At 71.3% G+C, this 21,715-nt stretch carries 21 protein-coding genes; 14 read left to right on the top strand and 7 right to left on the bottom strand.

Going from position 1 to position 21,715, the window contains the following annotated elements:
• The first annotated feature begins 116 nt into the window (after positions 1-116).
• The 3 genes from NQZ70_RS09575 (at position 117) to cynS (ending at position 5,178) form a co-directional block, all read left to right on the top strand.
• Positions 117-3,323: an efflux RND transporter permease subunit gene (locus NQZ70_RS09575; RefSeq protein ID WP_129581250.1), complete on the top strand. Its 3,207-nt coding sequence runs from the start codon at positions 117-119 to the stop codon at positions 3,321-3,323.
• On the top strand, positions 3,320-4,570 hold the full coding sequence (locus NQZ70_RS09570) for an efflux RND transporter periplasmic adaptor subunit (protein WP_129573947.1): 1,251 nt from the start codon (positions 3,320-3,322) through the stop codon (positions 4,568-4,570). Before NQZ70_RS09575 ends, NQZ70_RS09570 begins: the two co-directional genes overlap by 4 nt.
• Positions 4,571-4,734: 164 nt before the next feature.
• The gene (cynS, locus tag NQZ70_RS09565) at positions 4,735-5,178 is read left to right on the top strand and encodes a cyanase (RefSeq protein ID WP_129573946.1); all 444 of its coding nucleotides are present in this window, start codon (positions 4,735-4,737) and stop codon (positions 5,176-5,178) included.
• Positions 5,179-5,205: 27 nt separating this feature from the next.
• Here the strand turns inward: cynS and NQZ70_RS09560 are convergent, their stop codons facing one another.
• Both NQZ70_RS09560 and NQZ70_RS09555 read right to left on the bottom strand, forming a co-directional pair.
• Positions 5,206-6,270 carry an ABC transporter substrate-binding protein gene (locus NQZ70_RS09560; RefSeq protein WP_129573945.1) on the bottom strand — a complete coding sequence of 355 codons (1,065 nt, stop codon included), beginning with the start codon at positions 6,268-6,270 and terminating at the stop codon, positions 5,206-5,208.
• Between the two features lie 104 nt (positions 6,271-6,374).
• Positions 6,375-7,802 carry an MFS transporter gene (locus tag NQZ70_RS09555; RefSeq protein ID WP_237245176.1) on the bottom strand — a complete coding sequence of 476 codons (1,428 nt, stop codon included), beginning with the start codon at positions 7,800-7,802 and terminating at the stop codon, positions 6,375-6,377.
• 69 nt (positions 7,803-7,871) lie between these two features.
• Here NQZ70_RS09555 and NQZ70_RS09550 point away from each other — a divergent pair, with 69 nt between their 5' ends.
• Entirely contained in the window at positions 7,872-8,906 is a 1,035-nt protein-coding gene (locus NQZ70_RS09550) for a hypothetical protein (protein ID WP_129573944.1), read from the top strand.
• Here the strand turns inward: NQZ70_RS09550 and NQZ70_RS09545 are convergent.
• The gene (locus NQZ70_RS09545; protein WP_129573943.1) at positions 8,894-9,865 is read right to left on the bottom strand and encodes a D-alanine--D-alanine ligase; all 972 of its coding nucleotides are present in this window, start codon (positions 9,863-9,865) and stop codon (positions 8,894-8,896) included. The genes NQZ70_RS09550 and NQZ70_RS09545 overlap by 13 nt on opposite strands.
• Positions 9,866-10,106: 241 nt before the next feature.
• Here NQZ70_RS09545 and otsB point away from each other — a divergent pair, with 241 nt between their 5' ends.
• The 6 genes from otsB to NQZ70_RS09515 all read left to right on the top strand — a co-directional run bounded on the left by otsB (position 10,107) and on the right by NQZ70_RS09515 (position 14,873).
• Positions 10,107-10,913, top strand: a complete 807-nt coding sequence (gene otsB, locus NQZ70_RS09540; protein ID WP_129573942.1) for a trehalose-phosphatase — start codon at positions 10,107-10,109, stop codon at positions 10,911-10,913.
• A 76-nt stretch (positions 10,914-10,989) separates the two neighbouring features.
• Complete coding sequence (locus NQZ70_RS09535; RefSeq protein WP_129573941.1) at positions 10,990-11,835, top strand: PPK2 family polyphosphate kinase; 846 nt, start codon at positions 10,990-10,992, stop codon at positions 11,833-11,835.
• 596 nt (positions 11,836-12,431) lie between these two features.
• Positions 12,432-12,557: a hypothetical protein gene (locus NQZ70_RS09530; RefSeq protein WP_257792772.1), complete on the top strand. Its 126-nt coding sequence runs from the start codon at positions 12,432-12,434 to the stop codon at positions 12,555-12,557.
• 99 nt (positions 12,558-12,656) lie between these two features.
• Complete coding sequence (locus NQZ70_RS09525) at positions 12,657-13,493, top strand: DUF692 family multinuclear iron-containing protein (protein WP_129573940.1); 837 nt, start codon at positions 12,657-12,659, stop codon at positions 13,491-13,493.
• A 39-nt stretch (positions 13,494-13,532) separates the two neighbouring features.
• Positions 13,533-14,492, top strand: a complete 960-nt coding sequence (locus NQZ70_RS09520; RefSeq protein ID WP_129573939.1) for a hypothetical protein — start codon at positions 13,533-13,535, stop codon at positions 14,490-14,492.
• A 183-nt stretch (positions 14,493-14,675) separates the two neighbouring features.
• Entirely contained in the window at positions 14,676-14,873 is a 198-nt protein-coding gene (locus tag NQZ70_RS09515; protein ID WP_129573938.1) for a hypothetical protein, read from the top strand.
• Here NQZ70_RS09515 and NQZ70_RS09510 read toward each other — a convergent pair.
• From NQZ70_RS09510 to NQZ70_RS09500, 3 genes are all read right to left on the bottom strand, one after another.
• Positions 14,870-15,760 (bottom strand): SDR family oxidoreductase, encoded by an 891-nt coding sequence (locus NQZ70_RS09510; RefSeq protein WP_129573937.1) that lies wholly within the window; start codon positions 15,758-15,760, stop codon positions 14,870-14,872. The genes NQZ70_RS09515 and NQZ70_RS09510 overlap by 4 nt on opposite strands.
• Positions 15,761-15,954: 194 nt before the next feature.
• Positions 15,955-16,389 (bottom strand): GNAT family N-acetyltransferase, encoded by a 435-nt coding sequence (locus NQZ70_RS09505; RefSeq protein ID WP_129573936.1) that lies wholly within the window; start codon positions 16,387-16,389, stop codon positions 15,955-15,957.
• Positions 16,389-16,520 (bottom strand): hypothetical protein, encoded by a 132-nt coding sequence (locus tag NQZ70_RS09500; protein ID WP_257792771.1) that lies wholly within the window; start codon positions 16,518-16,520, stop codon positions 16,389-16,391. Before NQZ70_RS09500 ends, NQZ70_RS09505 begins: the two co-directional genes overlap by 1 nt.
• A 151-nt stretch (positions 16,521-16,671) precedes the next feature.
• On the opposite strand from NQZ70_RS09500, the gene NQZ70_RS09495 reads away from it, so the two are divergent.
• From NQZ70_RS09495 to ylqF, 4 genes are all read left to right on the top strand, one after another.
• Positions 16,672-17,445, top strand: a complete 774-nt coding sequence (locus NQZ70_RS09495; RefSeq protein ID WP_129581248.1) for an endonuclease/exonuclease/phosphatase family protein — start codon at positions 16,672-16,674, stop codon at positions 17,443-17,445.
• Positions 17,446-17,530: 85 nt separating this feature from the next.
• Positions 17,531-19,228, top strand: a complete 1,698-nt coding sequence (locus tag NQZ70_RS09490; protein WP_129573935.1) for a rhomboid family intramembrane serine protease — start codon at positions 17,531-17,533, stop codon at positions 19,226-19,228.
• Between the two features lie 127 nt (positions 19,229-19,355).
• On the top strand, positions 19,356-20,069 hold the full coding sequence (locus NQZ70_RS09485; RefSeq protein ID WP_165373873.1) for a DsbA family oxidoreductase: 714 nt from the start codon (positions 19,356-19,358) through the stop codon (positions 20,067-20,069).
• A gap of 32 nt (positions 20,070-20,101) precedes the next feature.
• Positions 20,102-20,998 (top strand): ribosome biogenesis GTPase YlqF, encoded by an 897-nt coding sequence (gene ylqF / locus NQZ70_RS09480; RefSeq protein ID WP_129573933.1) that lies wholly within the window; start codon positions 20,102-20,104, stop codon positions 20,996-20,998.
• 45 nt (positions 20,999-21,043) lie between these two features.
• Here the strand turns inward: ylqF and NQZ70_RS09475 are convergent, their stop codons facing one another.
• Complete coding sequence (locus NQZ70_RS09475) at positions 21,044-21,616, bottom strand: NADPH-dependent FMN reductase (RefSeq protein WP_129573932.1); 573 nt, start codon at positions 21,614-21,616, stop codon at positions 21,044-21,046.
• Between the last annotated feature and the right edge of the window lie 99 nt (positions 21,617-21,715).

Below are 21,715 nucleotides of genomic sequence, written 5' to 3'. Positions count from 1 at the left end.
TATCGTCTGATACGAAATAATAGATTGGACGAACGTCAGGGGCACCCTAAATGCGGAGCCTGCCCTCCGGCGGCCCCGTCCGGGGCACCCTGGAGGGGGACGGGAATTGGCCGCCCATGTGGCTCGTCCGGATCGCGCTGCAACGTACGTACACGTTCATCGTGATGTCGATGCTCATCGTCATCCTGGGCGTGTTCACCATCACCCGGATGCCGACGGACATCTTCCCCGACATCGACATCCCGGTCCTGTCCGTCATCTTCAACTACGGCGGCCTCCCCCCCGAGGAGATGGAGAAGCGCATCGTCAACAACTACGAGCGCTTCCTCACGACCACAGTCAACGACATCGAGCACATCGAGAGCCAGTCGCTCACCGGCATCTCGATCATCAAGATCTTCCTCCAGCCGGGCGCCAGCATCGAGGCCGCCACCGCGCAGGTGACGGCGGTCTCGCAGACCGCCATCCGCATGATGCCGCCCGGCATCAGCCCGCCGCTCGTCATCCGTTACAGCGCCTCCAGCGTGCCCATCCTCCAGGCCGCGCTGGAGAGCGAGTCGCTGAGCGAGCAGCAGCTCTTCGATTACGCGGTCAACTTCATCCGGGCCGACATCGCCACGATCCGGGGCACGCAGATCCCCTGGCCTTACGGCGGCAAGCAGCGCCAGATCATGGTCGACATCGACCCGCAGCGCCTCTTCGCCTGGGGGCTGTCGCCGCGCGACGTGAACGCCGCCCTCGGCGTGCAGAACGTCATCCTGCCCTCCGGCACGGCGAAGATGGGGGAGAACGAGTACCCCGTCATCATGAACAGCAGCCCCGAGGCGTTCGAGGAGCTCGGCAAGCTGCCGCTCAAGACGGTGAACGGGAGGACCGTATACCTCCGCGACGTCGCGAGCGTCCGCGACGGGAACGCGCCGCAGACGAACATGGTGCACGTCGAGGGCAAGCGCAGCGTGCTCCTCAGCATCCTCAAGAACGGGAGCGCGAGCACGCTCGACGTCACGTCGCGCATCCACGCGATGCTGCCGAGCACGCTGGAGAAGCTCCCGAAGGAGCTCAAGGTCTCGCTGCTCTTCGATCAGTCGGTGTTCGTCCGCGCGGCGGTCGACGGGGTCGTGCACGAGGCGCTCATCGCCGCGGGGCTCACCGCGCTCATGATCCTCTTGTTCCTCGGGAGCTGGCGCAGCACGCTCATCGTCGTCATCAGCATCCCGCTCTCGATCCTCGTCTCGATCATCGCGCTCGACGCCCTCGGCCACACGCTCAACGTGATGACGCTCGGCGGCATGGCGCTCGCGGTCGGCATCCTGGTCGACGACGCGACCGTGGCCATCGAGAACATCCACAGGAACCTCGGGCAGCGCAAGCCGTTCATCCGCGCGATCGTCGACGGCGCGCAGGAGATCGCCGTCCCGGCGCTCGTCTCGACGCTCTGCATCTGCATCGTCTTCGTGCCGGTGGCGTTCATCACCGGCGCCGCGAAGTCGCTCTTCGTGCCCATGGCCTTGGCGGTCGTCTTCGCCATGCTCATGTCGTACTTCCTGTCGCGGACGCTCGTCCCCACCCTCGTGCGCCTCTTGCTCGAGCGCGAGGCGGCGGAGCACGCCCACGGGCATCACCCGGAGGGGACGGCGAACGCCGATCCCCGACCCACGTCGAAGCCGAAGAGCGTGTTCGGGCGCGTCTTCGCCGCGTTCAACCGCGCCTTCGACCGGCTGCGGGCGGCCTACGGCGGGTGGCTCGCGTGGGCGCTCGCGCACCGCGCCGGGTTCGTCGGGGCGTTCCTCGCCTTCGTCGCCGCCTCGGTCGCGCTGATCCCGCTCCTCGGCCGCGACTTCTTCCCGAGCGTCGACGCCGGGCTCATCAAGCTCCACGTGCGCGGCGCGCCGGGCACCCGCCTCGAGGAGAGCGAGCGCCACTTCGCGCAGATCGAGGAGACCATCCGCAAGGTGATCCCGCCGGGCGAGATCCGCACGATGCTCGACACCATCGGGATCCCGGCGAGCGGCATCAACCTGTCGCTGAGCGAGGGCGCGCAGATCTCGTCGGCCGACGGGCAGATCTTCATCGCGCTCGAGGAGCACCACAAGCCGACCGCCGGCTACGTGCGCAAGCTCCGCGAGAGGCTGAACGCGGCGTACCCCGACACGACGTTCTTCTTCCTCGCCCCCGACATCTCGACGCAGGTGCTGAACTTCGGCCTCGCGGCGCCCATCAACGTCCAGGTCGTGGGCCCGATCGGCAAGGAGGACGAGACCTACGCGGTCGCGCGGCGGATCGCCGATCGCATGGAGCGGATCCCCGGCGCGGTGGACGTGCACCTCGCGCAGGTGCCGGCGCGGCCGCAGCTCCGCATCGACGTCGACCGCACCATGGCCGACCAGCTGGGGCTCAGCCAGCGCGACGTGGCGAGCGACGTCCTCGTCTCGCTCTCGTCGAGCGGGCAGACGTCGCCGACCTACTGGCTCGACAAGCGCGGCGTGCAGTACCTCGTCGCCGTGCAGACGCCCCAGTACGCGATCGGCTCGATCGACGACGTGAACGCGACGCCGCTGTCGACGGGCGACGGCCGCCCCCAGCTCCTGTCGAACGTCGCGTCGCTGTCGCGCTCGACCGGGCCGGCGAACATCACCCACTACAACGTCGCGCGGACCTTCGACGTGCAGGCGAACGTCGACGGCACCGACCTCGGCTCGGTCGCGGGCGCGGTCTCGCGCGTCATCGACGAGCTCAGGCCCGAGCTGCCGCGCGGGACGAAGGTGACCGTCAAGGGGCAGGCGGAGAGCATGGACTCCTCGTTCACCGGCCTCGGCTACGGGCTGCTCTTCGCGGTCGTGCTCGTGTACCTGCTGATGGTCGTGAACTTCCAGTCGTGGCTCGACCCGCTCATCATCCTGATGGCGCTCCCGGGCGCGGTGGCCGGCATCGCGTGGATGCTCTTCGTGACGCACACGACGCTGAGCGTGCCCGCGCTGATGGGCTCGATCATGTGCGTCGGCGTCGCGACGGCGAACAGCATCCTCGTCGTGACGTTCGCGAACGACCAGCGCAAGCTGGGCCGCGACGCCCCCACCGCGGCGCTCGCCGCGGGCATGACGCGCCTCCGGCCGGTGCTCATGACCGCGCTCGCGATGATCTTCGGCATGCTGCCGATGTCGCTCGGCCTCGGCGAGGGCGGCGAGCAGAACGCCCCGCTCGGCCGCGCGGTCATCGGCGGCCTGCTCGTCGCCACGCTGAGCACGCTCTTCTTCGTGCCGGTGATGTACAGCGTCCTCCGGAGCAAGACTCCGGCCAGAGACACGCTCGCTGAGGACCTATGAGCTCCCCCGAACGCCCTGCCCAGACCCCGCCTCCGGCCCCTCCCGCCGACGATCTCGGCTTCGATCTGCCGCAGCCCGCCGCGATGACGCGCACGCGCGGCCTCGCCATCGGCGTGGGCCTCGCCGTCGCGCTCGGGGCGGCGTTCGCGGCGGCCTACCTGCCCCGCCGGAGCGCCCGCGCCGCGCTCGAGGAGAGCGTGCGGGCCGCCGAGGGCGCCGCCCCGCGCGTCGTGGTCGTCTCGCCGCAGCCGGTGTCGAGCGACCGGGCGCTCGTCCTGCCGGGGAGCATCCAGCCCCTCGAGGAGACGGTCGTCTACCCGCGCGTGAGCGGCTACGTGCGCAAGTGGAGCGTCGATATCGGCGACAAGGTCGAGGAGGGGCAGATCCTCGCCGAGATCGATACGCCCGAGCTCGATCAGGAGCTCGCGCAGGCCCGCGCCCAGCTCGTGCAGGCGAACGCCGGCCTCGTGCAGGCGCAGGCGAACCGCGACCTGTCGCGGTCGAGCGTGCAGCGCTACGAGCAGCTCGTCCCCGCGGGCGTGGCGCCGCAGGAGGAGCTCGAGCAGCGGCAGGGCCAGGCGCACGTCGCCGAGGCGAGCGTCACCGTGGCGCGGGCCGCGATCACCGCGCAGCAGGCGAACATCCAGCGCATCCTGGACCTCAAGAAGTTCGCGAAGATCGCCGCGCCGTTCGCGGGGACGGTCACCTCGCGGACGATCGACCGCGGCGCGCTGGTCACGGCGGGCAACGGGACGCCGCTGTTCCGGATCGCGGCGACCGACCCGGTGCGCGTCTTCGTGGGCGTCCCGCAGGACGTGGCGCCCAGCGTGCGCGTCGACGCGCCGGCGAAGGTCACGGTGCGCGAGTTCGCGGGGCAGCCGTTCCAGGGCACGATCGCGCGGACGGCCGGCGCGCTCGACGCGGCGACGCGGACGATGAACACGGAGGTGCGGGTGCCGAACCCCGACGGGCGGCTCCTCGCGGGCATGTACGCCGAGGTCGCGCTGACCCTGCCCACGCCGCACCGCGTGCTCGAGATCCCGGCGACGGCGCTCTACAACGACGCCAAGGGGCTCCGCGTGGCCGTCGTGGATCCCGGGAGCAAGATCCGCTTCGCGCCCATCACGGTCGAGCGCGACACGGGCGCGACGATCCATGTGTCGACCGGGCTCGACGGGAGCGAGCGGATCGTGAAGCTCGCGAGCGCGGAGCTGACCGACGGTATGGCGGTCGAGGTCCTCAAGTGACGAGGCGCCGCGCCCTCAAGTGACGGGCGCCGCCTCGGCGGCTCGTCGGACGGCCTCCACGAGCCGCTCCACGTCGCGGAGCACGGGCCAGACCTCGCGGATGGGCCCCTCAATTTCACGCTCCCGAGCGCTCCACGAAACCTGCCGCCGTGTACCATGGCGCCATGACGCGCATGGACCTGGTGGAGCGGATCGTCGCAGCGAAGCTGGAGCGCAAGCTGACCTGGAAGCAGCTGGCCGAGGCGGTGGGGCGCAGCGAGGTGTGGACCACCTCGGCGCTGCTCGGGCAGCAATGCATGAGCGCCGACGAGGCGGCCGCGGCCGGCAACCTGCTCGGCCTCAGCCAGGAGGAGGTGCTCCTGCTCCAGGTGCCGCCGTCGAAGGGCTCCCTCGGCCCGACCCCGCCGACCGACCCGCTCATCTACCGCTTCCACGAGATCGTGCAGGTGTACGGCACGACGCTGAAGGCGCTGATCCACGAGAAGATGGGCGACGGCATCATGAGCGCCATCGACTTCGAGATGAGCATCGACAAACTGCCCGATCCCAAGGGCGACCGCGTGCGCGTGGTGATGCACGGCAAGTTCCTCCCCTACCGCAAGTGGTAGCGGCAGGGGCGCGCCCGTGCGGCGCCGTCACTGGACCGGTGGCGCGGCGAACGGGTTGAGCTGGTTCGTATACAGGTCCTCGGCCTTGATCTGGCCCGGCTTCAGCTCGCCGTCCTTCACCAGCCAGTCGATCCAGACCTCATATTCCTTGGACGACAGGAGCCCCCCCTTGCCGGCGACGCCCATGCTGGTCCAGTACTTCACCGCCGACGCGTCCTCGTTGCGGCCCCGCCGCTCGATGATGCGCTGCAGGCGGGCCACCACCTCCTCGCGCGGGGTGCTCCGCGCCCACTCGACGGCGCGCGCCACGGCCTCCACGAACTTGCGGGCGCTGTTCGGGCTCTCCTCGAGGAAGCGCCTCTTCAGCACGTAGCTGCCGGCGGTGAACTCGCCGAACAGCTCGAAATCCGAGAACAGCGCGCGGATGCCGCCGCGCTCGAGCGCCTTGTCGCGCAGGATGTCGCCGAGGACCGCGACGTCGACCTGCTTCTGCCGGAGCGCCTGCTCCGCGCTCACGGGCGGCAGCACCACCAGCGTGACCTGCGCGATCTCGGCGCTCGTCAGCCCGCTGCGCGACAGGTACTCCTTCAGCATGAACTCGTGGTGCGCGCCCAGCGTGTTCATCGCGACCTTCTTGCCCACGAGGTCGCGCGGCGACCGGATGGCGCTGTCCTCGGTCACGTAGAAGCCGCTCCAGCGCTTGGCGTCGACCCCGTAGCCGCCCACCACCGCCCGGAGCGGCGCCCCGGCGGCGATCAGCTTGATCACCGCGCCGTTGAACGCCTGCCCGAAATCGGTGTCGCCGGTGACCACCGTCTGGATGTCCTGCGGCCCGCTGATCGTGTTGCCGACGTAGCTGAGCTTGAGCGGGGCGAGATACCCGAGGTCCTCTGCCAGCTCGGGCACCGAGACCACGCCGGCGAACCCCTGATGGCGCAGCTCCAGCACCTCGTAATCGCCCGCGGCCCTGTCGCCCTGACCGCCGCCCGGCTCGACCTTCGAGCAGGCCGCGAGCGAGAGCGCGGCGCAGAGCGCCGCCACGAACGCGCGGCGGGTTGCGGTGAACGGAGCAGACGGTTCGAATTCGCGCATGGGTGCAAGGCCTCTGTGTGCGCCGTGGGTCGGCGCGTGATCTGGATCGTCCCTCTCCTCGTGGGACATCGTCGACGGCGCGCGCTGTGCCTCTCGGCTCACGCTCACTCGGCGGCCGCCGGCTCGGTCGGGGCGGGGTGCGCCGCGGCCACCGCGCTCGACGTCCTGCGCGCCAGCGCGAGGAGCAGCCCGAAGAGCACGGACAGGAGCAGGAACATCGACTGGAGTCCGAGGCTCTTGCCCACGAGGCCGCCCACGGTGCTGCCGAACAGGCCTCCCGACGGCCCCACCAGGGCGTGCAGGCCGGCCACCTTCCCCCGCCCCACGCGCGCGCCGATGCGGGCGATGCGGGTGAGGTTCGCGATCTGCAAGAGGCCGAGCCCGAGGCCGAGGATCAGGCCGCCGGCGCGGAGCAGGTTCAGCTCGCCCGAGAGGCCGAGCAAGAGGAGCGCGCTCGGGACGAGGACGAGGCTGGTGAGGTAGATGCGCTCGTGCCCCACCCGGCCGACCAGGCCGCCCAGCGCGAACAGCGCGAAGATGTAGGTCACGCCCTGCCACGCGAGCAGCCCCGAGGCCTCGGCCGCCGTCAGGTGGGCGACGGCGACGCCGATCGGGATGATGAAGAACATGAAGAACGAGTTGACCGACTGGGCCGCGAACTCGATCATGCACACGCCGCGCAGCTCGATATCCTGCGCGAGCAGGCCGAGATCGGACCGGACGCCGGAGAGGCGGAGCGCCCTCCGGGGGGTGGACCGCGCCGCATAGCGACCGAAGACGATCGGCGACATGAAGACCGTGACGAGGAAGCTCGCCCCGATGAGCCAGTAGGTGCCCTGAAAGCCCAGGGATTTGGTGAGCGTGGCCGCGAGCATGGGGCCCAGCAGGAACATGCCGACCATATGGGTGCCGCGGTACCAGCCCGCCTTGCCCTCACCCACCGTCTCGAGCTGCTGCATGAACACGGTGCTCAGCGAGACGAAGCGCAGCGGCATGAAGAAGCTGATCGCCGTCGTGCAGACCAGCAGGAACACCGGAGACGGGACCGCCGGCAAGGCCATGTAGATGGTCCCCGCCACGAGGCTCCCCAGCACGAACAGCCGCGAGGGCCCGAGGTGATCGACGAGGAGCCCGATCGGGATGCTCATGAGCAGCACCCCGACGCTCTGCGACCCGGCGATGAGCCCGAGCAGCGCCTCGTTCGCCCTGAGCTCCATCGCGTAGAGCGTCGTGGTCACCTTGGCGACGCCGACGCTGATGCCCATGACCGAGGACAGCGCGGCGAACACCAGAAGAAAGCGGTTCTTGTCGATGAAGGAACGCAGCTTGACCTCGTGGACGGCTCGAATCAGGCCTGGTGATCCGCCCCAGCGATCGGCAGCCGTCGCCGCGTGTCCGCGGCGCCCACGCTCGTCAGCGTCAGCAACGCCCGTGCCGCGCCGCCGCGCGCGCTCGGCGAGGCCGCCCGCGCGCGCGCTGCTGCCCCGGCAGCAACCGGTGATGATCCGCTGCTCCGGCGCAAGCAGGACCACGCCGCCGCGCGCCCGATCGGCCGCCCGCGACGGCGAGCGCCTGCGCCGGCGCGGCGGTATGCTGGCGCCATGGCCGCAGCCGCGCCCCCGACCGAGCCCGCCTTTCACGAGGCCGCCCTCGGGCCGGTGCCGCTCCGGGATCTCGGCCTCACCATCGCGGGGACGCGCCTCGAGGCCGTCATCGCGGAGTTCACGGCGGAGCTCGATCTCGCCGGGATCCGCCGGGTCCGCCCGCGCTTCTACCTCTCCACGGAGTGGGGAGTCCCGTTCAACACGATCTCGATCGGCATCCCGTTCTACCTGGCGAGGCCCGACCTGACGGCGCTCCACGGCGCGCGCACCGGGCACGTCGAGGGCGTCTCCCGGGCGGATTGCCTGCGCTACCTCCGCCACGAGATGGGGCACGTCGTCAATTACGCCTATCGCCTGTACGGCGAGCCGGAGTGGATCGAGCGATTCGGCCCGATCGACGCGCCTTACCACGAGGGCTACCGGCCGATCCCGTTCAGCCGCCGGCACGTCGTCCACCTGCCCGGCTGGTACGCGCAGAAGCACCCGGACGAGGACTGGGCAGAGACGTTCGCCGTCTGGATGACGCCCGGGCGCGCGTGGCGGGTCGAGTACGCCGACTGGCCCGAGGCGCTCGCCAAGCTGGAGTACTGCGAGCGCGCCCTGGCCGCGCTGCGCGACCGCGACCCGGTCGTGACCGACGACGCGCTCGACGAGGACGTCGCCGAGCTCGGCACGTCGCTCGACGAGTATTACGGCGCGGCGCTCCCCGGCGAGGGCGAGCTGCCGCGGGGCTTCGACGGCGCGCTGCGGGCGATCTTCGACGAGCTCGACGCGCCGGACGAGGCGGGCGCGGCGCGGCCGGCCGCGGCGCTCATCCTGGACATGGAGCGGGAGCTCGTCGCCAGCGTCTACCGCTCGACCGGCCATTTCCCCGAGGCGACGCGGCCGCTCGTGCGCCACCTCGCCGGCCGCGCGGGCGCGCTCGGGCTCGCGTACCGCGCCGCGAACGAGCGGGCGGCGGTGATCGCCTTCGCGGCGCTCGTCACCGCGCTCGCGATGAACCACGTGCGCACCGGCAGCTACTTCTCGTAGCGCTGCATCGCGAGGTCGACGATCCGCTGGATCAGCGCGTCGTACCCGAGGCCGGCCGCGGCGGCGGCCATGGCGAACTCCCCCGAGGCCTCGAGGTAGCAGCTCGCGTTGACCTCGATCACGTAGATGTCGCCGGCCTCGGTGAGCCGGAGATCGACCCGGCCGTAGTCCTTCACGCGGAGCGCCCGGTAGGCGTCGAGCGAGACCTTCTGGAGCCTCGCCCGGAGCTCGTCGGAGAGCTCCGCGACCACGGCCTTCGTGCCCTTGTACTCGGCGCTCTGCTCGTCGAACTTCGCCTTCTGATCGAGGATGTGCGGCCGCCCTTCCGGGAAGCCGGTGAAATCGATCTCGATCGGCGGGAGCGCCGTGGGCTGCGCGTTGCCGAGGATCCCCACGTAGAGCTCCCGCCCCGCGATGAACTCCTCGGCGAGGGCCGAGTCGTCGCACTCCTCGTGGATGGCGAGGACCCGCTTCATGAGGGATCGGGCGTCGTGGACGAGGCCGTTCCCGTCGATGCCGATCGACGCGTCCATGCGGAGCGGCTTGACGAAGAGGGGCATGTGCAGGTTGCCCCCGGTCTCGAAATCCGCGTCCTTCGAGAAGACGGCGAACCTCGGATAGAGGATGCCCTCGAAGGCGAGGATCTTCTTGGAGAGGCCTTTGTCCTGCGCGAGCGAGAGCTCCGCGGGGCCGGAGCCCGTAGAGCGGAGGCCGAGCATGTCGAGCAGCCCGACCACCGAGACGTCACCGAGCACGTTGTCGCCGAACATCTCCATGAGGTTGAAGACGAGATCGGGGCGGGCTCGCGAGAGGGCGGAGACGAGCCGCGCGACGTCGCCGTGCTCGGCGACGACCGACACCTCGTGTCCGCCGTTCCTGAGCGCCCGGGCGACCTGCTCGACCACGACATCCGGCTTCTGGTCCGGGGCCTCGATGTACGTGAGCACGACGATGTTCATGGCAGGGCTCGGCGTCGCATCGACGCACTCGATGCGCTCGACATCGATGTCGATGTATGAGCATGAAGCGAGCCAGGCTCGATCTGCGGGGAGAACGAAGGGGAAATCGCCCTCGCCGGCGCCTCACCGCCGTGGCGCAACGTCGCAGAGGGGCGATTTGCCGCTCCGGAGCGGATGCTCTGCCGACCTCTGCAGCTCGTAGATCCTCCCCGGGCCCGATCACGGTAGAATCTGGGACAGCATGGACGTGAGCCAGCTCATCGAGCGCGCGGCGGCAGCGCCGTCGTTGCTCCTCGCGACGGACTTCGACGGGACCATCTCCGAGATCGCCGCGGTATCGGGCGGGGCGGTCGCGGAGCGGGGCGCCATCGAGGCGCTCCAGGCGCTCTCCGGCGCGCCGGGGACGGCCGTGGCGATCGTGTCGGGCAGGACGATCCACGACGTCGCGGCGCGCACGGCGGCGCTCGAAGCGGCGTGGCGCGTCGGCGAGCACGGGGCCGAGATCGCGGCGCCGGGCGGCGCGCTCCTCTACGAGGCGGAGGCGCCGGCCGAGGCGCTCGACGCGCTGGAGCGGGACGCGGACGAGATCGCGCGGCGCGTCCCCGCGTTCTGGGTCCAGCGCAAGCGGTGCTCGCTCGCGCTCCACTGGCGGCTCGTCGCGGCGGAGGATCGGCCGGCGGCCTTCGACGCGCTCGAGGCGTGGTCGAGCGCGGCGCGGCGGAAGGGGCTCGTGGTCATGCGGGGGCGCAGCATCCACGAGGCCAGGGACGCCGCGCACGACAAGGGCGGCGCCCTGGCGTTCCTGCTGGCGCGGCTGCCCCCGCGGACGCTCGTGGTCTACGCGGGCGACGACACGACCGATGAGCCGGCGATCGCCTACGCGCGGGCGCACGGGGGCGTGGGGGTGTACATCGCCTCCCCAGAGCGGCCGGACGCCGGGGTCGAGCCCGACCTGACGCTCGGCGACCCCGGAGCGTGGATCGCCCTGCTCAAGGAGCTCGCGGTGCGGCGCGGCGGCCTGGCGAGCGCGGCGCTGCGCCCGGCGTGAGGGGCCGCCGAGCGGCCGCGCCGCCCGGCGTCGCGCCACGGGAGGCGCCCGGGCCGGATCGTGTACGCTCGCGGGCATGCCCATCACGCGACTCACGAAGCCCGATTCGAAGTTTCGCCTCGAGGACGTCTCGACCGACCCGCCCCGCGACGCGACGAAGCAGGAGGCGGCCGAGCGGCTCCACGAGCTCGGCAAGGAGCTGCTCGAGCTTCAGGAGCTCATGTGGGGCGCGCGGACGCACAGCGTGCTCATCGTGCTCCAGGGCCGCGACGCGGCCGGCAAGGACGGCGCGATCAAGAACGTCGTCGGCGCGCTGAACCCGCGCGGCGTGAGCGTGAGCTCGTTCGGGGTGCCGACGAAGGAGGAGCGGGAGCACGATTTCCTGTGGCGGATTCACCGGCACGCGCCGCGCGCGGGGGAGTTCGCCATCTTCAACCGCTCTCATTACGAGGACGTGCTCGTCGTGCGCGTGCACGACCTGGCGCCCAAGTCGCTGTGGGGCGAGCGCTACGACCACATCAACGATTTCGAGGAGCTGCTCGCCGAGCACGGGACCATCGTGATCAAGTTCTTCTTGCACATCAGCAAGAAGGAGCAGGAAAAGCGGCTCCTGGAGCGCGAGGAGAACCCCTCGACCGCCTGGAAGCTCAACGTGAACGACTGGAAGGAGCGGGAGGTCTGGGACGAGTACACGGAGGCCTACGAGGACGCCTTCCGGCGCTGCTCCTCGCGGTACGCGCCGTGGTGCATCGTCCCGGCCGACGCCAAGTGGTACAGAAACCTCGTCGTCGCCGAGACCGTGGCCGAGGCGATGCGGGAATACCGCGACGATTGGCTGAAGACGCTCGAGCGCAACGGGAAGGAAGGCCGCGAGGAGCTCGAGGAGTACCGCAGATCGAAGGGCGCGCGGCACAAGGGCTGAGCGGGCAGCTCAGGGCGACGCGCGGGGCCCGCCCGCGTCGCCAGCATAGACGTCGGCTCAGGTGGGCGTCAGGCAAGCTGGCGGCCCGGGGCGCGGGCAGGACGCGCCGCGCTCGGCCATAACGAGCCGAGCGGCCCGGGGCCGCTGACGCACGCGCGCGCGCCTCCGACGCCACCACGGCGGCCATGTTCCGCAAGCCTCCCTCGGCGAGGCTTTGCCTCCTCCTGCGGGGCTTTGCATTCCTGAGCAAGACGTTGCCCTCCTCAGCGGGACTTGAACGAGCGAGCTGGTCACGGCGGTCCGTCACCTCCGCCCCTGTACTCTCCTGCGACGTCCACCGGTGAGCTCGTTCCCCGGCCGTTTCACCCCGCCATCGCCATCCATGAGATCCATGAGCCGCAGAGCCGAGCGGCATCCTCGCGGCTCTGCATGCACGCCCGGCACGCCGATCCTTCAGCGGCACGCCCCTTGATTAGGCCTTTGCGCGGGCGGGAAGTCGGTGGGGGTAAAGCGGCGGAGCTCAGTCCGCACGAGGCCCTGCCGACCGGTCCGTGACCGAGCAGGCCAACTTGCGTCGGATGAAGGAGAGAAACAAGATGAATACGGACAACAGCGGATTCGATTTCGAGATGATCACCCTTGACGACCCCACCGAGCTGGAGGTGCGGGAGGTCTCGCTGCATTGCTTTTGTTGCGGATGCGGCTACGTGGACGACGAGTGACATGAGCGGCGGGGAGGCTCCCCCCCGGCCGTCGGCGCCCAGGCAGCGCTCGCGGCGCTGCCTGGGCGCTTCCTTTTACCTGCACGCAAGGAGATGTTCATGAGTGTGAATCCGAGATTCGATCTGCCGCGCATCGGCGTTGGGCTCGCCCATCGCCCCTGGTTCGTGCGCGGGATCGAACAACACCGCGACCGTATCGATTGGATCGAGATCTGCGCGGACCATTACATCTATCGGACGGAGGGGCGGGTCGCGCGCGCCGTCGAGCTGAGCCAGCGGCTGCCCATAGCGCCCCATGGCCTCGAGCTATCCATCGGCACCGACGCGCCGCTCGACATGGGTTATTGCCGTGACATCGCGCGCCTCACGAAGGCGGTGCGCGCCCCCTGGTACAGCGATCACCTCTGCTTCACGCAGGTCTCCCAGATCGAGCTCGGCCAGCTCACCCCGCTCGCGTTCACCGAGACCGCCGCGGCGCGCTGCGCCGCCAAGGCGCGTCAGTTCCAGGACATGCTCGGGGTCCCGCTGCTCCTCGAGAACATCACCTATTACATGGCGATCCCCGGGTGCACCCTGACAGAGGCGGATTTCATCAGCAAGGTCGTGAACGACGCCGATTGCGGCATCTTGCTCGATCTCACGAACCTGTACATCAACGCCCAGAATCTCTACTATGATCCGTATGATTTCATCGATCGCCTCCCGCTCGAGCGCGTCGTGCAGGTCCACCTGGCCGGCGGAGCTCGCGAGGACGGCATGTGGCTCGACACGCACGACCAGCCGGTCGACAGCCATCCTGAGGTCTGGGACCTGCTCGACTATCTCTGCCGGAGAGCGCCCGTGCGCGGCATCGCCATCGAGCGCGACGCGAACCCGCCGGAGGACTTCGGCGAGATCCTGGGAGAGGTCGAGCGCGCGAGGGCTATCTGGGCATGAGGCGCCCCTCGCGCGGCCGCAGGGTGGACGATGAAAGTCATGAATTGCATAGCAAAGGGGCGGACGATGGATACGGACAAGTCAGCGTTTCAGACGGCGTTCGCGCGGCTGCTCACCGAGCCTCAGGCGTTCGAGCGCTTTTACGACGACCCGGCGCGCTTCGCCGAGGAGAACGCGCTCAGCGCCGGACAGGTATCCGCGCTCCAGTCCCTCGACAAGGACCGGCTCCGCTGGATCTCGAGGTCGATGGGCACCAAGCGCTTCTTCCTCGTCGAGACGTACTTCCCCGCCACGTTCGCGCTGCTCCGGCGCCACAAGGCGCTCTCGAGGATGGAGCGGAGCCTCATCGCGACATACCGCCCGATCAAGTCCGAGCGCCTGATCCGCGCGTTTCGCGACGCGCTCTGGTTCACCGAGCTCATCGAGCGGCACGTCGACCGAGGGGAGCTCCATATCCCCTACCTCCTCGACGTGATGCGCTGCGAGCGCGCCGAGTTCATGCTGTGGTCCGACGCCGCCAGCGTCGAGAGCGCGAACGATTTCAGGTCGCGGAACGCGTCGAGGCCGAGCGTCACCGAGGCGGAGCTGCTCGACGGCGCCGTGCGCGCGGGCCGGCACGTCGCGCTGCACGAGTTCGCGTTCGATGTCTTGTCGTTCGTCCGGGCGCTCGTCGACGGCAAGGCGCCGCTCGATCCGGAGCCCGCGCCGACGCTGATCCTGTTCGGGAGGATCGCGGCGACCGATCGCGTCCAGAAGGCGCGCGTCGGGCGGAGGATAGGGTCCTTCCTTACCCGCGCTGGCAGCGGAAAGCCCACCCGGGAGATCCTCGCGGAGATGCTTGAATCAGAGGCCGATCGCGCCACACGGGGCGCCGCCGAGCGAGATTGCTGTCGAGTGCTGCACAAGCTCTACGCGCTGAGCTTCGTGACGATCGAGGAGAGCATCGGGCCGAGCGCGCGCGGCGGAGACGAGGACGCGAGGCCGCGGAGCGCGGCATGAAGGGGGCTCCGCGACGTCTTCATCTCGCACCTCGGGCGGCCCCCGCTCCCTCGAAGGACCCAGGGAACGGAGCGTCTCCTTCGTCCTGACGGATCGACTCGGCTTACAGGCAGCTCGCGGCGGCGCTGGGCGACGGCGCGGTCCTCGGCCCGGGCTCGGATCTCTCGGCCTACGTGGACCCCTATGCGTTCGGCGGCTCCGAGGCCTTCCGATGCTCTGGGGCAGCGCTGCCGCCGGGACATCATCCAGAGCAACGCCCAGCTGGGCAATGTCTTGCGCGAGGCGGCGCGCCGCTGTCCGCGCTCGCACGGGTACGATGGGCCCGGCGCCACGCCCGATGAGGTGGTCGAGGCGATCCGCCAGGAGCTGGGCACCTGCTAGCCCTGGCCTCGCCGCGGGCCGGCCTGCGCGCCTGCGAGCGCCTCGAACCAGGCGCCGAGCGGCCGTGTCCCGCGCGCGGGCGCGACCGAGTCGGACGTCATGACGGCCGCCACGAACTCCAGCAGATCCGACAGCCGCGGGTGGATGCCCTCGAGCAGCACGCTCGTGGACCGGAGCACCCCCGCGGGGACGTGCACGATGAGCCCCTTCTTGCCCACGGCGTCGAACGCCAAGCGCATCACCTCGTCGCGCGTCATGACGTCGGGCCCGCCCACGGGGATCACGTCAGGCCCCCCGGCGAGCGCCTCGGCGAGCGCCTCGGCGACGTCCGCGGGGTGCACCGGGTTGGTCCTCGCGAGGCCGTCGCCGGGCACCGTGCCCACGCCGGCGCGGGCCATCGCGATCATGTCGTTCAGCGCGGAGTAGATGCCGGTCGGGCGCACGAACGAGAACGAGAGGCCGGAGGCGCGAATGCGCTCCTCCACCTGGAGATGGGCGGCCAGATAGCGGGTGTGGGCATATCCGGGGCCAGGGTGCGCGGAGAGGTAGACGAAGCGCTTCACCCCCGCCCGCTTCGCCGCCTCGAGCAGGTGCGTGTTCGCCACCACGTCGACGTCGTAATAGCTCCTGCGCTCGCGCAGCGTCATCGAGACGTTCGCGCCGAGACAGGACACGACCGTATCGACGCCCCGGGGCGCGCCGGCAACGGCCCCGGGCTCCGCCGCGTCGGCGACGACGACCTCCGAGGCGAGGCCGCGGATGCCCGCGGCGTTGCCCTCGGTGCGAGAGAGCGTGCGCACGAAGAGACCCCGGCCGCGGAGCAAGCGCAAGAGCTCGGAGCCGACCGCGCCCGTGGCGCCGGCGAGGAGGATCCGCTGCACAGTCATCGGGTCACCCGTTCCTTTCGAGCGCAGCGCCCGGGGGCGCTCCGCCCCTCGCCCGCCCGGTAGCGCAGCGACACAAGCCTTGCCAGCATGTCGGTGTCGACGTCAAGGATCGCGCGATCTGCCGGCGGACAGGCGCGTATCACGGCGGCTCCGGCGGGCGCGCGGCGCACGCACGCCGTGAATCTACGGCGGGCTCAGGTCATCCGCCTGATCATCCTGGTGTGCGGGATCCCGGCCTCGTCGAAGAGCGGCCCCTCCTCGACGAAGCCGAGCTTGCGATAGAACGGCGCGGCGGCGACCTGGGCGTTCAAGACCAGCGCGCGCGCGCCCTGCGCGGCGGCGACGCGGATCGCCTCCTCGAGCAGCCGCCGCCCGAGGCCGGTGCCGCGAAGATCCTTCCTGACGGCGACGCGGCCCACCTTGAGCGCGCCCTCGTACGGCACGACCCGCATCGTCGCGACGACCTCCTCGCCGTCCAGGACCACAAAATGCTGCGCGCCCTCGTCGAGCTCGTCGACCTCGATGTCCGCGGGCACGGCCTGCTCGACGACGAAGACCTCGTACCGCAGGCGGAGCGCGCCGACGTAGAGCGGCGAATCGCTGCGGATCGGGAGGATCTCGCCGGCCATCAGGCGCTCTCCAGGGCCGCGGAGCGGGCCTGGCCAGCCAGGCCCGCGCGCGCCGCGGCGGCCGCCCCGGCGATGATGGCGAGGACGGCGCGCTGCGCCGCCCACAGGAGGCCTCGTTGCTCGATGCTCATCGTCGTATCCATGGGTCCTGCGCGCCGAGGCGCGGCCCCGCGCCCGGCCATGTCGGATTCGTGCGCTGTCACCGGCGCCGCGTCCACCGGATTCAGCACGCCCTGGAGCTGCTCTGCTCGGACGAGCTAGCCTGATCCCACCGTGAAGATCATGACCTTCAACATCCTCTCCGGCGGCGAGGATCGCTTCGAGGCGATCCTCACGATCGTCGCCGCCGCGCGCCCGGACCTGCTCGTCCTCCAGGAGTGCGTCGGCTGGGAGGACGGCGCCCGGCTCCGGGCCGTCGCCGAGGCGGTCGGCGCGCCCCCGGGCGAGCGGCACGCCGTGCTCGGGAACGCCAACCCGCGGCCGAGCGGCCGGCGGAACCACGTGGGCGTGGTCAGCCGGGCGCCGCTCGTGAAGGCGCGCGTGCACGCGCCCGAGGTGCTGGCCCACTGCCTCGTCGAGCTCGAGCTCTCGCTCGCCGGCGAGCCGCTCGTCGTGCTCGGCACCCACCTCAACGCCGGCAGCGAGGACCGCCGGCTCGCCGAGGCCCGCTGGCTGCTCTCCCTCGTGCCGCCCGCCCGGTTCGCCGCGGGCCTCTGGGCGCTCGCCGGCGACCTCAACGCGATCTCGCGCCGCGACCCTTACCCCGCGGACCTCGACGCGCGCCTCGCGGCCGCCGGCATCGAGAAGTACGGGAGCCCGCCGCGATTCGACACGATGGACACCCTCGAGGCGTTCGGCTGGACCGACGCCCTGCGCCTCCGGCCGCGCTCCCCGCGCTGGGCCACCGCGCTGCGCGGCCGCGCCGACGCGCAGGTGGAGACGCGGACCGACTACGTGCTGCTCTCACCACGGCTCTCCGGCCGGCTCGCGCTCGCCGACGTCATCGACGTCGGCGCCGCGTCCGACCACCACGCGGTCGTCGCCGACATCGCCTGACGTAGCCGGGCGCACTTCGCGGCCCAGCGCGCGCCGCCTTTCCGCTACGCTCTCCGCGCGATCGATCGCAGGAGGAGAAGAGAGCGTGGTGGAGCAGCCGAGCATGGACCGCGCGCCCGGGGACGAGACGCTGGATCGGCGCGACCGCCTGCTCGCGGCGCTGCTCCACGGGCCGGACGCCTTCGTGCTCCTCCGCTGCGACGCGGACGTGGCGGAGCTCGCCTCCCGGGCGGCGCCCCTCCGGCTCGTGCTCGTCACGGCGGACGTCGACGCCTCGGCCGACGAGATCCGCGCCGACGTCGAGCCCCTGGTGAAGGCGGCGCGCCCCGGCGGGCCGCCCGCGCACTTCGTCGTGGTGGGCGGCGGCGCCGCCGCCGGCCGGGCCGCGCTCGCGAAGGCGGCGCCGCTCGTGCAGCCCGTGCGGATGGGCTTCCACCACCTCGACGCGGCGGGCGCGCTCGCGCGCGTGAAGGGGCCCGCCCTGCCGGCCCTCGACGAGGCCCACAGGCGCCTCGCCGAGGTGGGCCCGACCGGCCCCGACGCCATCGCCCGGGCGCTCGAGGAGGGGCAGACGCTGGCGCGGCAGGAGCGCGCGATCGTCGACAGGCTGACGGGCAGCCGCCGCGTCACGACGACGCTCGTGATCGCGTGCGCCGCGCTCCTCGCCGTGAGCTATCTCTTCGGCTCGGGCACGCACGAGGCGGCGCTCTGGCGCATGGGCGCCAACAGCGGCGAGGCGGTGCGCCGCGGCGAGCTCTACCGCCTCCTCGCGTCGGCCTTCCTGCACGCCGACCCGATCCACCTGTTCGTCAACATGCTGGCGCTCTGGTCGTTCGGCCCGATGCTCGAGGCGCTCCTCGGCCCGCGGCGGTTTCTCCTGCTCTACGCGGCGTCGGCGCTGGGCGGGTCGGTCGCGAGCGCGATGCTGGCGGAACGGTGGAGCGTCGGCGCGTCGGGCGCGATCTGGGGCCTCATGACGGCGGGCATCGGCGTCGCGCTCCGGCCCCACGGGCTCCTGCCCCCGGCGATGATCGCGCAGATGCGCAGCCGCGCGTGGTGGCCGCTGGGGCTGAACCTCGTCTACAGCTTCCAGCCCGGCGTCGACCTGCTCGCGCACCTCGGCGGCGGCGTCGTCGGCTTCGCGCTCGTCGTCACGGTCCTGCCTCGGGGCCTCCTGCCGGTCGAGCAGCGCGCGCGCGCGGCGGACGCGGAGCCGAGGCCGCGCCCCCTCCTCACGGCGGCGGCCGCCCTCGCGGCCGCGGCGATGGCGGCGTCCGTGGCGATCGCGCTCGCCGTCGGCCGCCCGTGGGCGCTCGGCGAGCCGCCGGCGCTGACGCGCGTCGCGATCGCGGACACGGGCGTCGCGCTCGAGCTGCCGGAGGCGCTCGCGCGGGTCACGGCCGTGGAGGACCTGGACGGCATCCCCTTCCACTCGTACGGGCGGCTGCCCCAGACGCCGGTCGTGTTCCAGATCGCCGTCTTCCCGCTGGACGGCGAGGTGCCGCCCGATCAGCTGGGCGAGCTCCTCGATCAGGAGCGCAAGACGCTCGACGAGCACCGGCCGGCGAACACCGTCAAGAAAGGCCCGGCGGAGCGCGTCGATCTGGGCGGGCGCCCCGCGGTGAGCGTCAGGAACGAGCTCAAGAACGGGGTGCAGATGGTGAGCTACATCGTCGTGCTCGGGGGCCGGGAGGTGGTCCTCCAGGCCTACTCGACGATGAATCGGCCGGTGTCCTGGGCCGGGATCGAGGACAAGGTGGCGGCGACGATCGCGCTCCAGTGACGCGCGGCGACCTGCGGCCGGCGGCGCCCGCATCGAGCGGACGACCCGACGGAGGCCCTCCCCCGCCCTGCGCGCCCGCGACGAACGCGCCTGGCCGGAGGCGCCGCGGCGACCTACCTTGCTCGCCATGACGAAGAAGCTCCGTGTCGATGTCTGGTCCGACATCGCGTGCCCGTGGTGCTACGTCGGCAAGCGCCGGCTCGAGGCCGCGCTCGCCAGGTTCCCGCACCGGGATGCCGTCGAGGTCGTCTGGCGCGCGTTCGAGCTGGACCCCGCCGCGAAGCGCGTCCTCGGCGCGGAGGTCTCCTACGCCGAGCGGCTCGCGAGGAAGTACGGCGCGTCGGTCGCCAAGGCCGAGGCGATGATCCGGCAGATGACCGAGGTGGCCGCGGCGGACGGGCTCGACCTCCACTTCGAGCGGGTCCGGCCCGGCAACACCTTCGACGCGCACCGCGTGCTGCACCTCGCGGCCGAGCGCGGCGTGCAGGGCGCGGTGAAGGAGCGGTTGCTCCGGGCCTACATGACCGAGGGCGAGGCGATCGGCGAGCCGGAGGTGCTCGCGCGCCTCGCCGGCGAGGCGGGGCTCGACCCGGCCGAGGTCCGCGAGGCGCTCGCGGGCGACGCCTTCGCGGCCGAGGTGCGGGCCGACGAGGCCGAGGCGCGCGCGATCGGCATCACGGGCGTCCCCTTCTTCGCCTTCGGCGGGCGGTACGGCGTCTCCGGCGCGCAGCCGGCCGAGGCGCTCCTCGGCGTGCTCCAGCGGACGTGGGACGAGGCGGCCGGCGAGCCCGACCCGGCGTTCGCCGAGGGGGCGGCCTGCGGCCCGGACGGGTGCGCGTGAGCCGCCGGGCGTGATAGAGAGCTCCGCGGCGGATGGCGATTCAATGGTATCCCGGCCACATGACCAAGGCTCGGCGCCTGATCGCCGAGTCGATGCCGTCGCAGGACGTCATCATCGAGGTGCTCGACGCCCGCATGCCGCGGGCCAGCGAGAACCCCGTCGTGGCCGAGCTGCGCGGCCAGAAGCCGTGCATCAAGGTGCTGAACAAGAGCGATCTGGCGGATCCGGCCGTCACGACGGCGTGGCTGCGCCACCTCGAGGCGGAGCACCCGGCGCCCGGCGAGGCGCCGCCGGGCGGCAAGGTGCTCGCGATCGCGCTCTCCGCGACCCAGTCGTCCGAGGCGCGGCGCCGGATCCCGGAGCTCTGCAAGCGCCTCGTGCCCCCCAAGAACGGCCCGGGCAAGGTGGTGCGGGCGATGATCGTGGGGATCCCCAACGTCGGCAAGTCGACGCTCATCAACACGCTCATGGAGCGCAAGGTGGCCAAGGTGGGCGACGAGCCCGCGGTCACCAAGAGCCAGCAGCTCGTCACCTTGAAGAGCGGCATGGCCATCTCGGACAACCCGGGCATCCTGTGGCCGAAGATCGACGACGAGGCGGCCTCGTTCCGCCTGGCCGTGGGCGGGGCGATCCCGGACACGGCCATGGACTACCAGAGCGTCGCCCTCTTCGCGGCGGGGTACTTCCTGCGGCGCTATCCCGAGCTCCTCGTCGCCCGCTACAAGCTGAAGGAGCTGCCGGAGACGGCCCCCGCGCTGATCGAGGAGATCGGCCGCCGCCGCGGCTGCCTGCGGAGCGGCGGGGCGGTGGACCTGCACAAGGCGTCGGACATCCTGGTCCACGACTTCCGCGCCGGGCGCCTCGGGCGCATCAGCCTGGAAGAGCCGCCGGGGCTGGAGCCGCCCTCGGGCATCGAGGAGAGCGCCTGAGCGGCGGCGCGGCGCGCGCTTCAACCGCGGCGCCGCGGCGCCGCGCTACGCCGCCCGCTCCGCCGCGACCAGCTTCGCCCGGACGATGGCGCTGGCGAACCAGAGGTACTCGTCCAGGAACCGCTCGGTCGCCTTCGCGATCGGCTCGCTCTTCACCTGGAGCGACTCGTCGAACGCGTCATGGATCTCCGAGACGAGCAGCTTCGTGGGCATCGCGAAGGCCCCGAGGCTCAGGACGACGTGCTGCAGCTGGGTCGACGCGTTGATGCCGCCGAGCTTCCCCGCGGAGACCGCGGCCACGCCGATCGGCTTTCGGTTGAACTCCTCCCAGAAGTGATCGAGCGCGTTCTTCAGCACGCCCGAGAAGCTCCCGTGGTACTCCGGCGTCACGAACACGAGCCCGTCCGCCGCGCGGAGGCGCGCGCTCAGGGCCTGAACCCGCGCCTCCGCCTGCGCGCTCAGGGCGGAGCGCCCCTCCAGGATCGGCAGCGGGTCGTCGGCCAGGTCGATCAGATCGGCCGCGACGCCCCGCTCCTTCAGCTCCTTCTCCAGGTAGAGCGCGACCTTGTGCGACTGCCTTCCGACCCTCGTGCTGCCAAGCAAAATGCCTATCTTCATGACGGCTCCTCCAGCCAAGAACATGCCCTCAGGGTGAGCTGGGGTGTCCATTCCGTCAGCCGACCCTCCAACCCCTTGGACAGTGTCCAATCCGTCGTC

Origin of the sequence: Sorangium sp. So ce836, from assembly GCF_028553905.1 — a bacterium.
Lineage (GTDB): Bacteria > Myxococcota_A > Polyangia > Polyangiales > Polyangiaceae > Sorangium > Sorangium cellulosum_D.
Note: the sequence above shows the minus strand (reverse complement) of the source record. Positions and strands in the feature narration are given on the sequence as shown.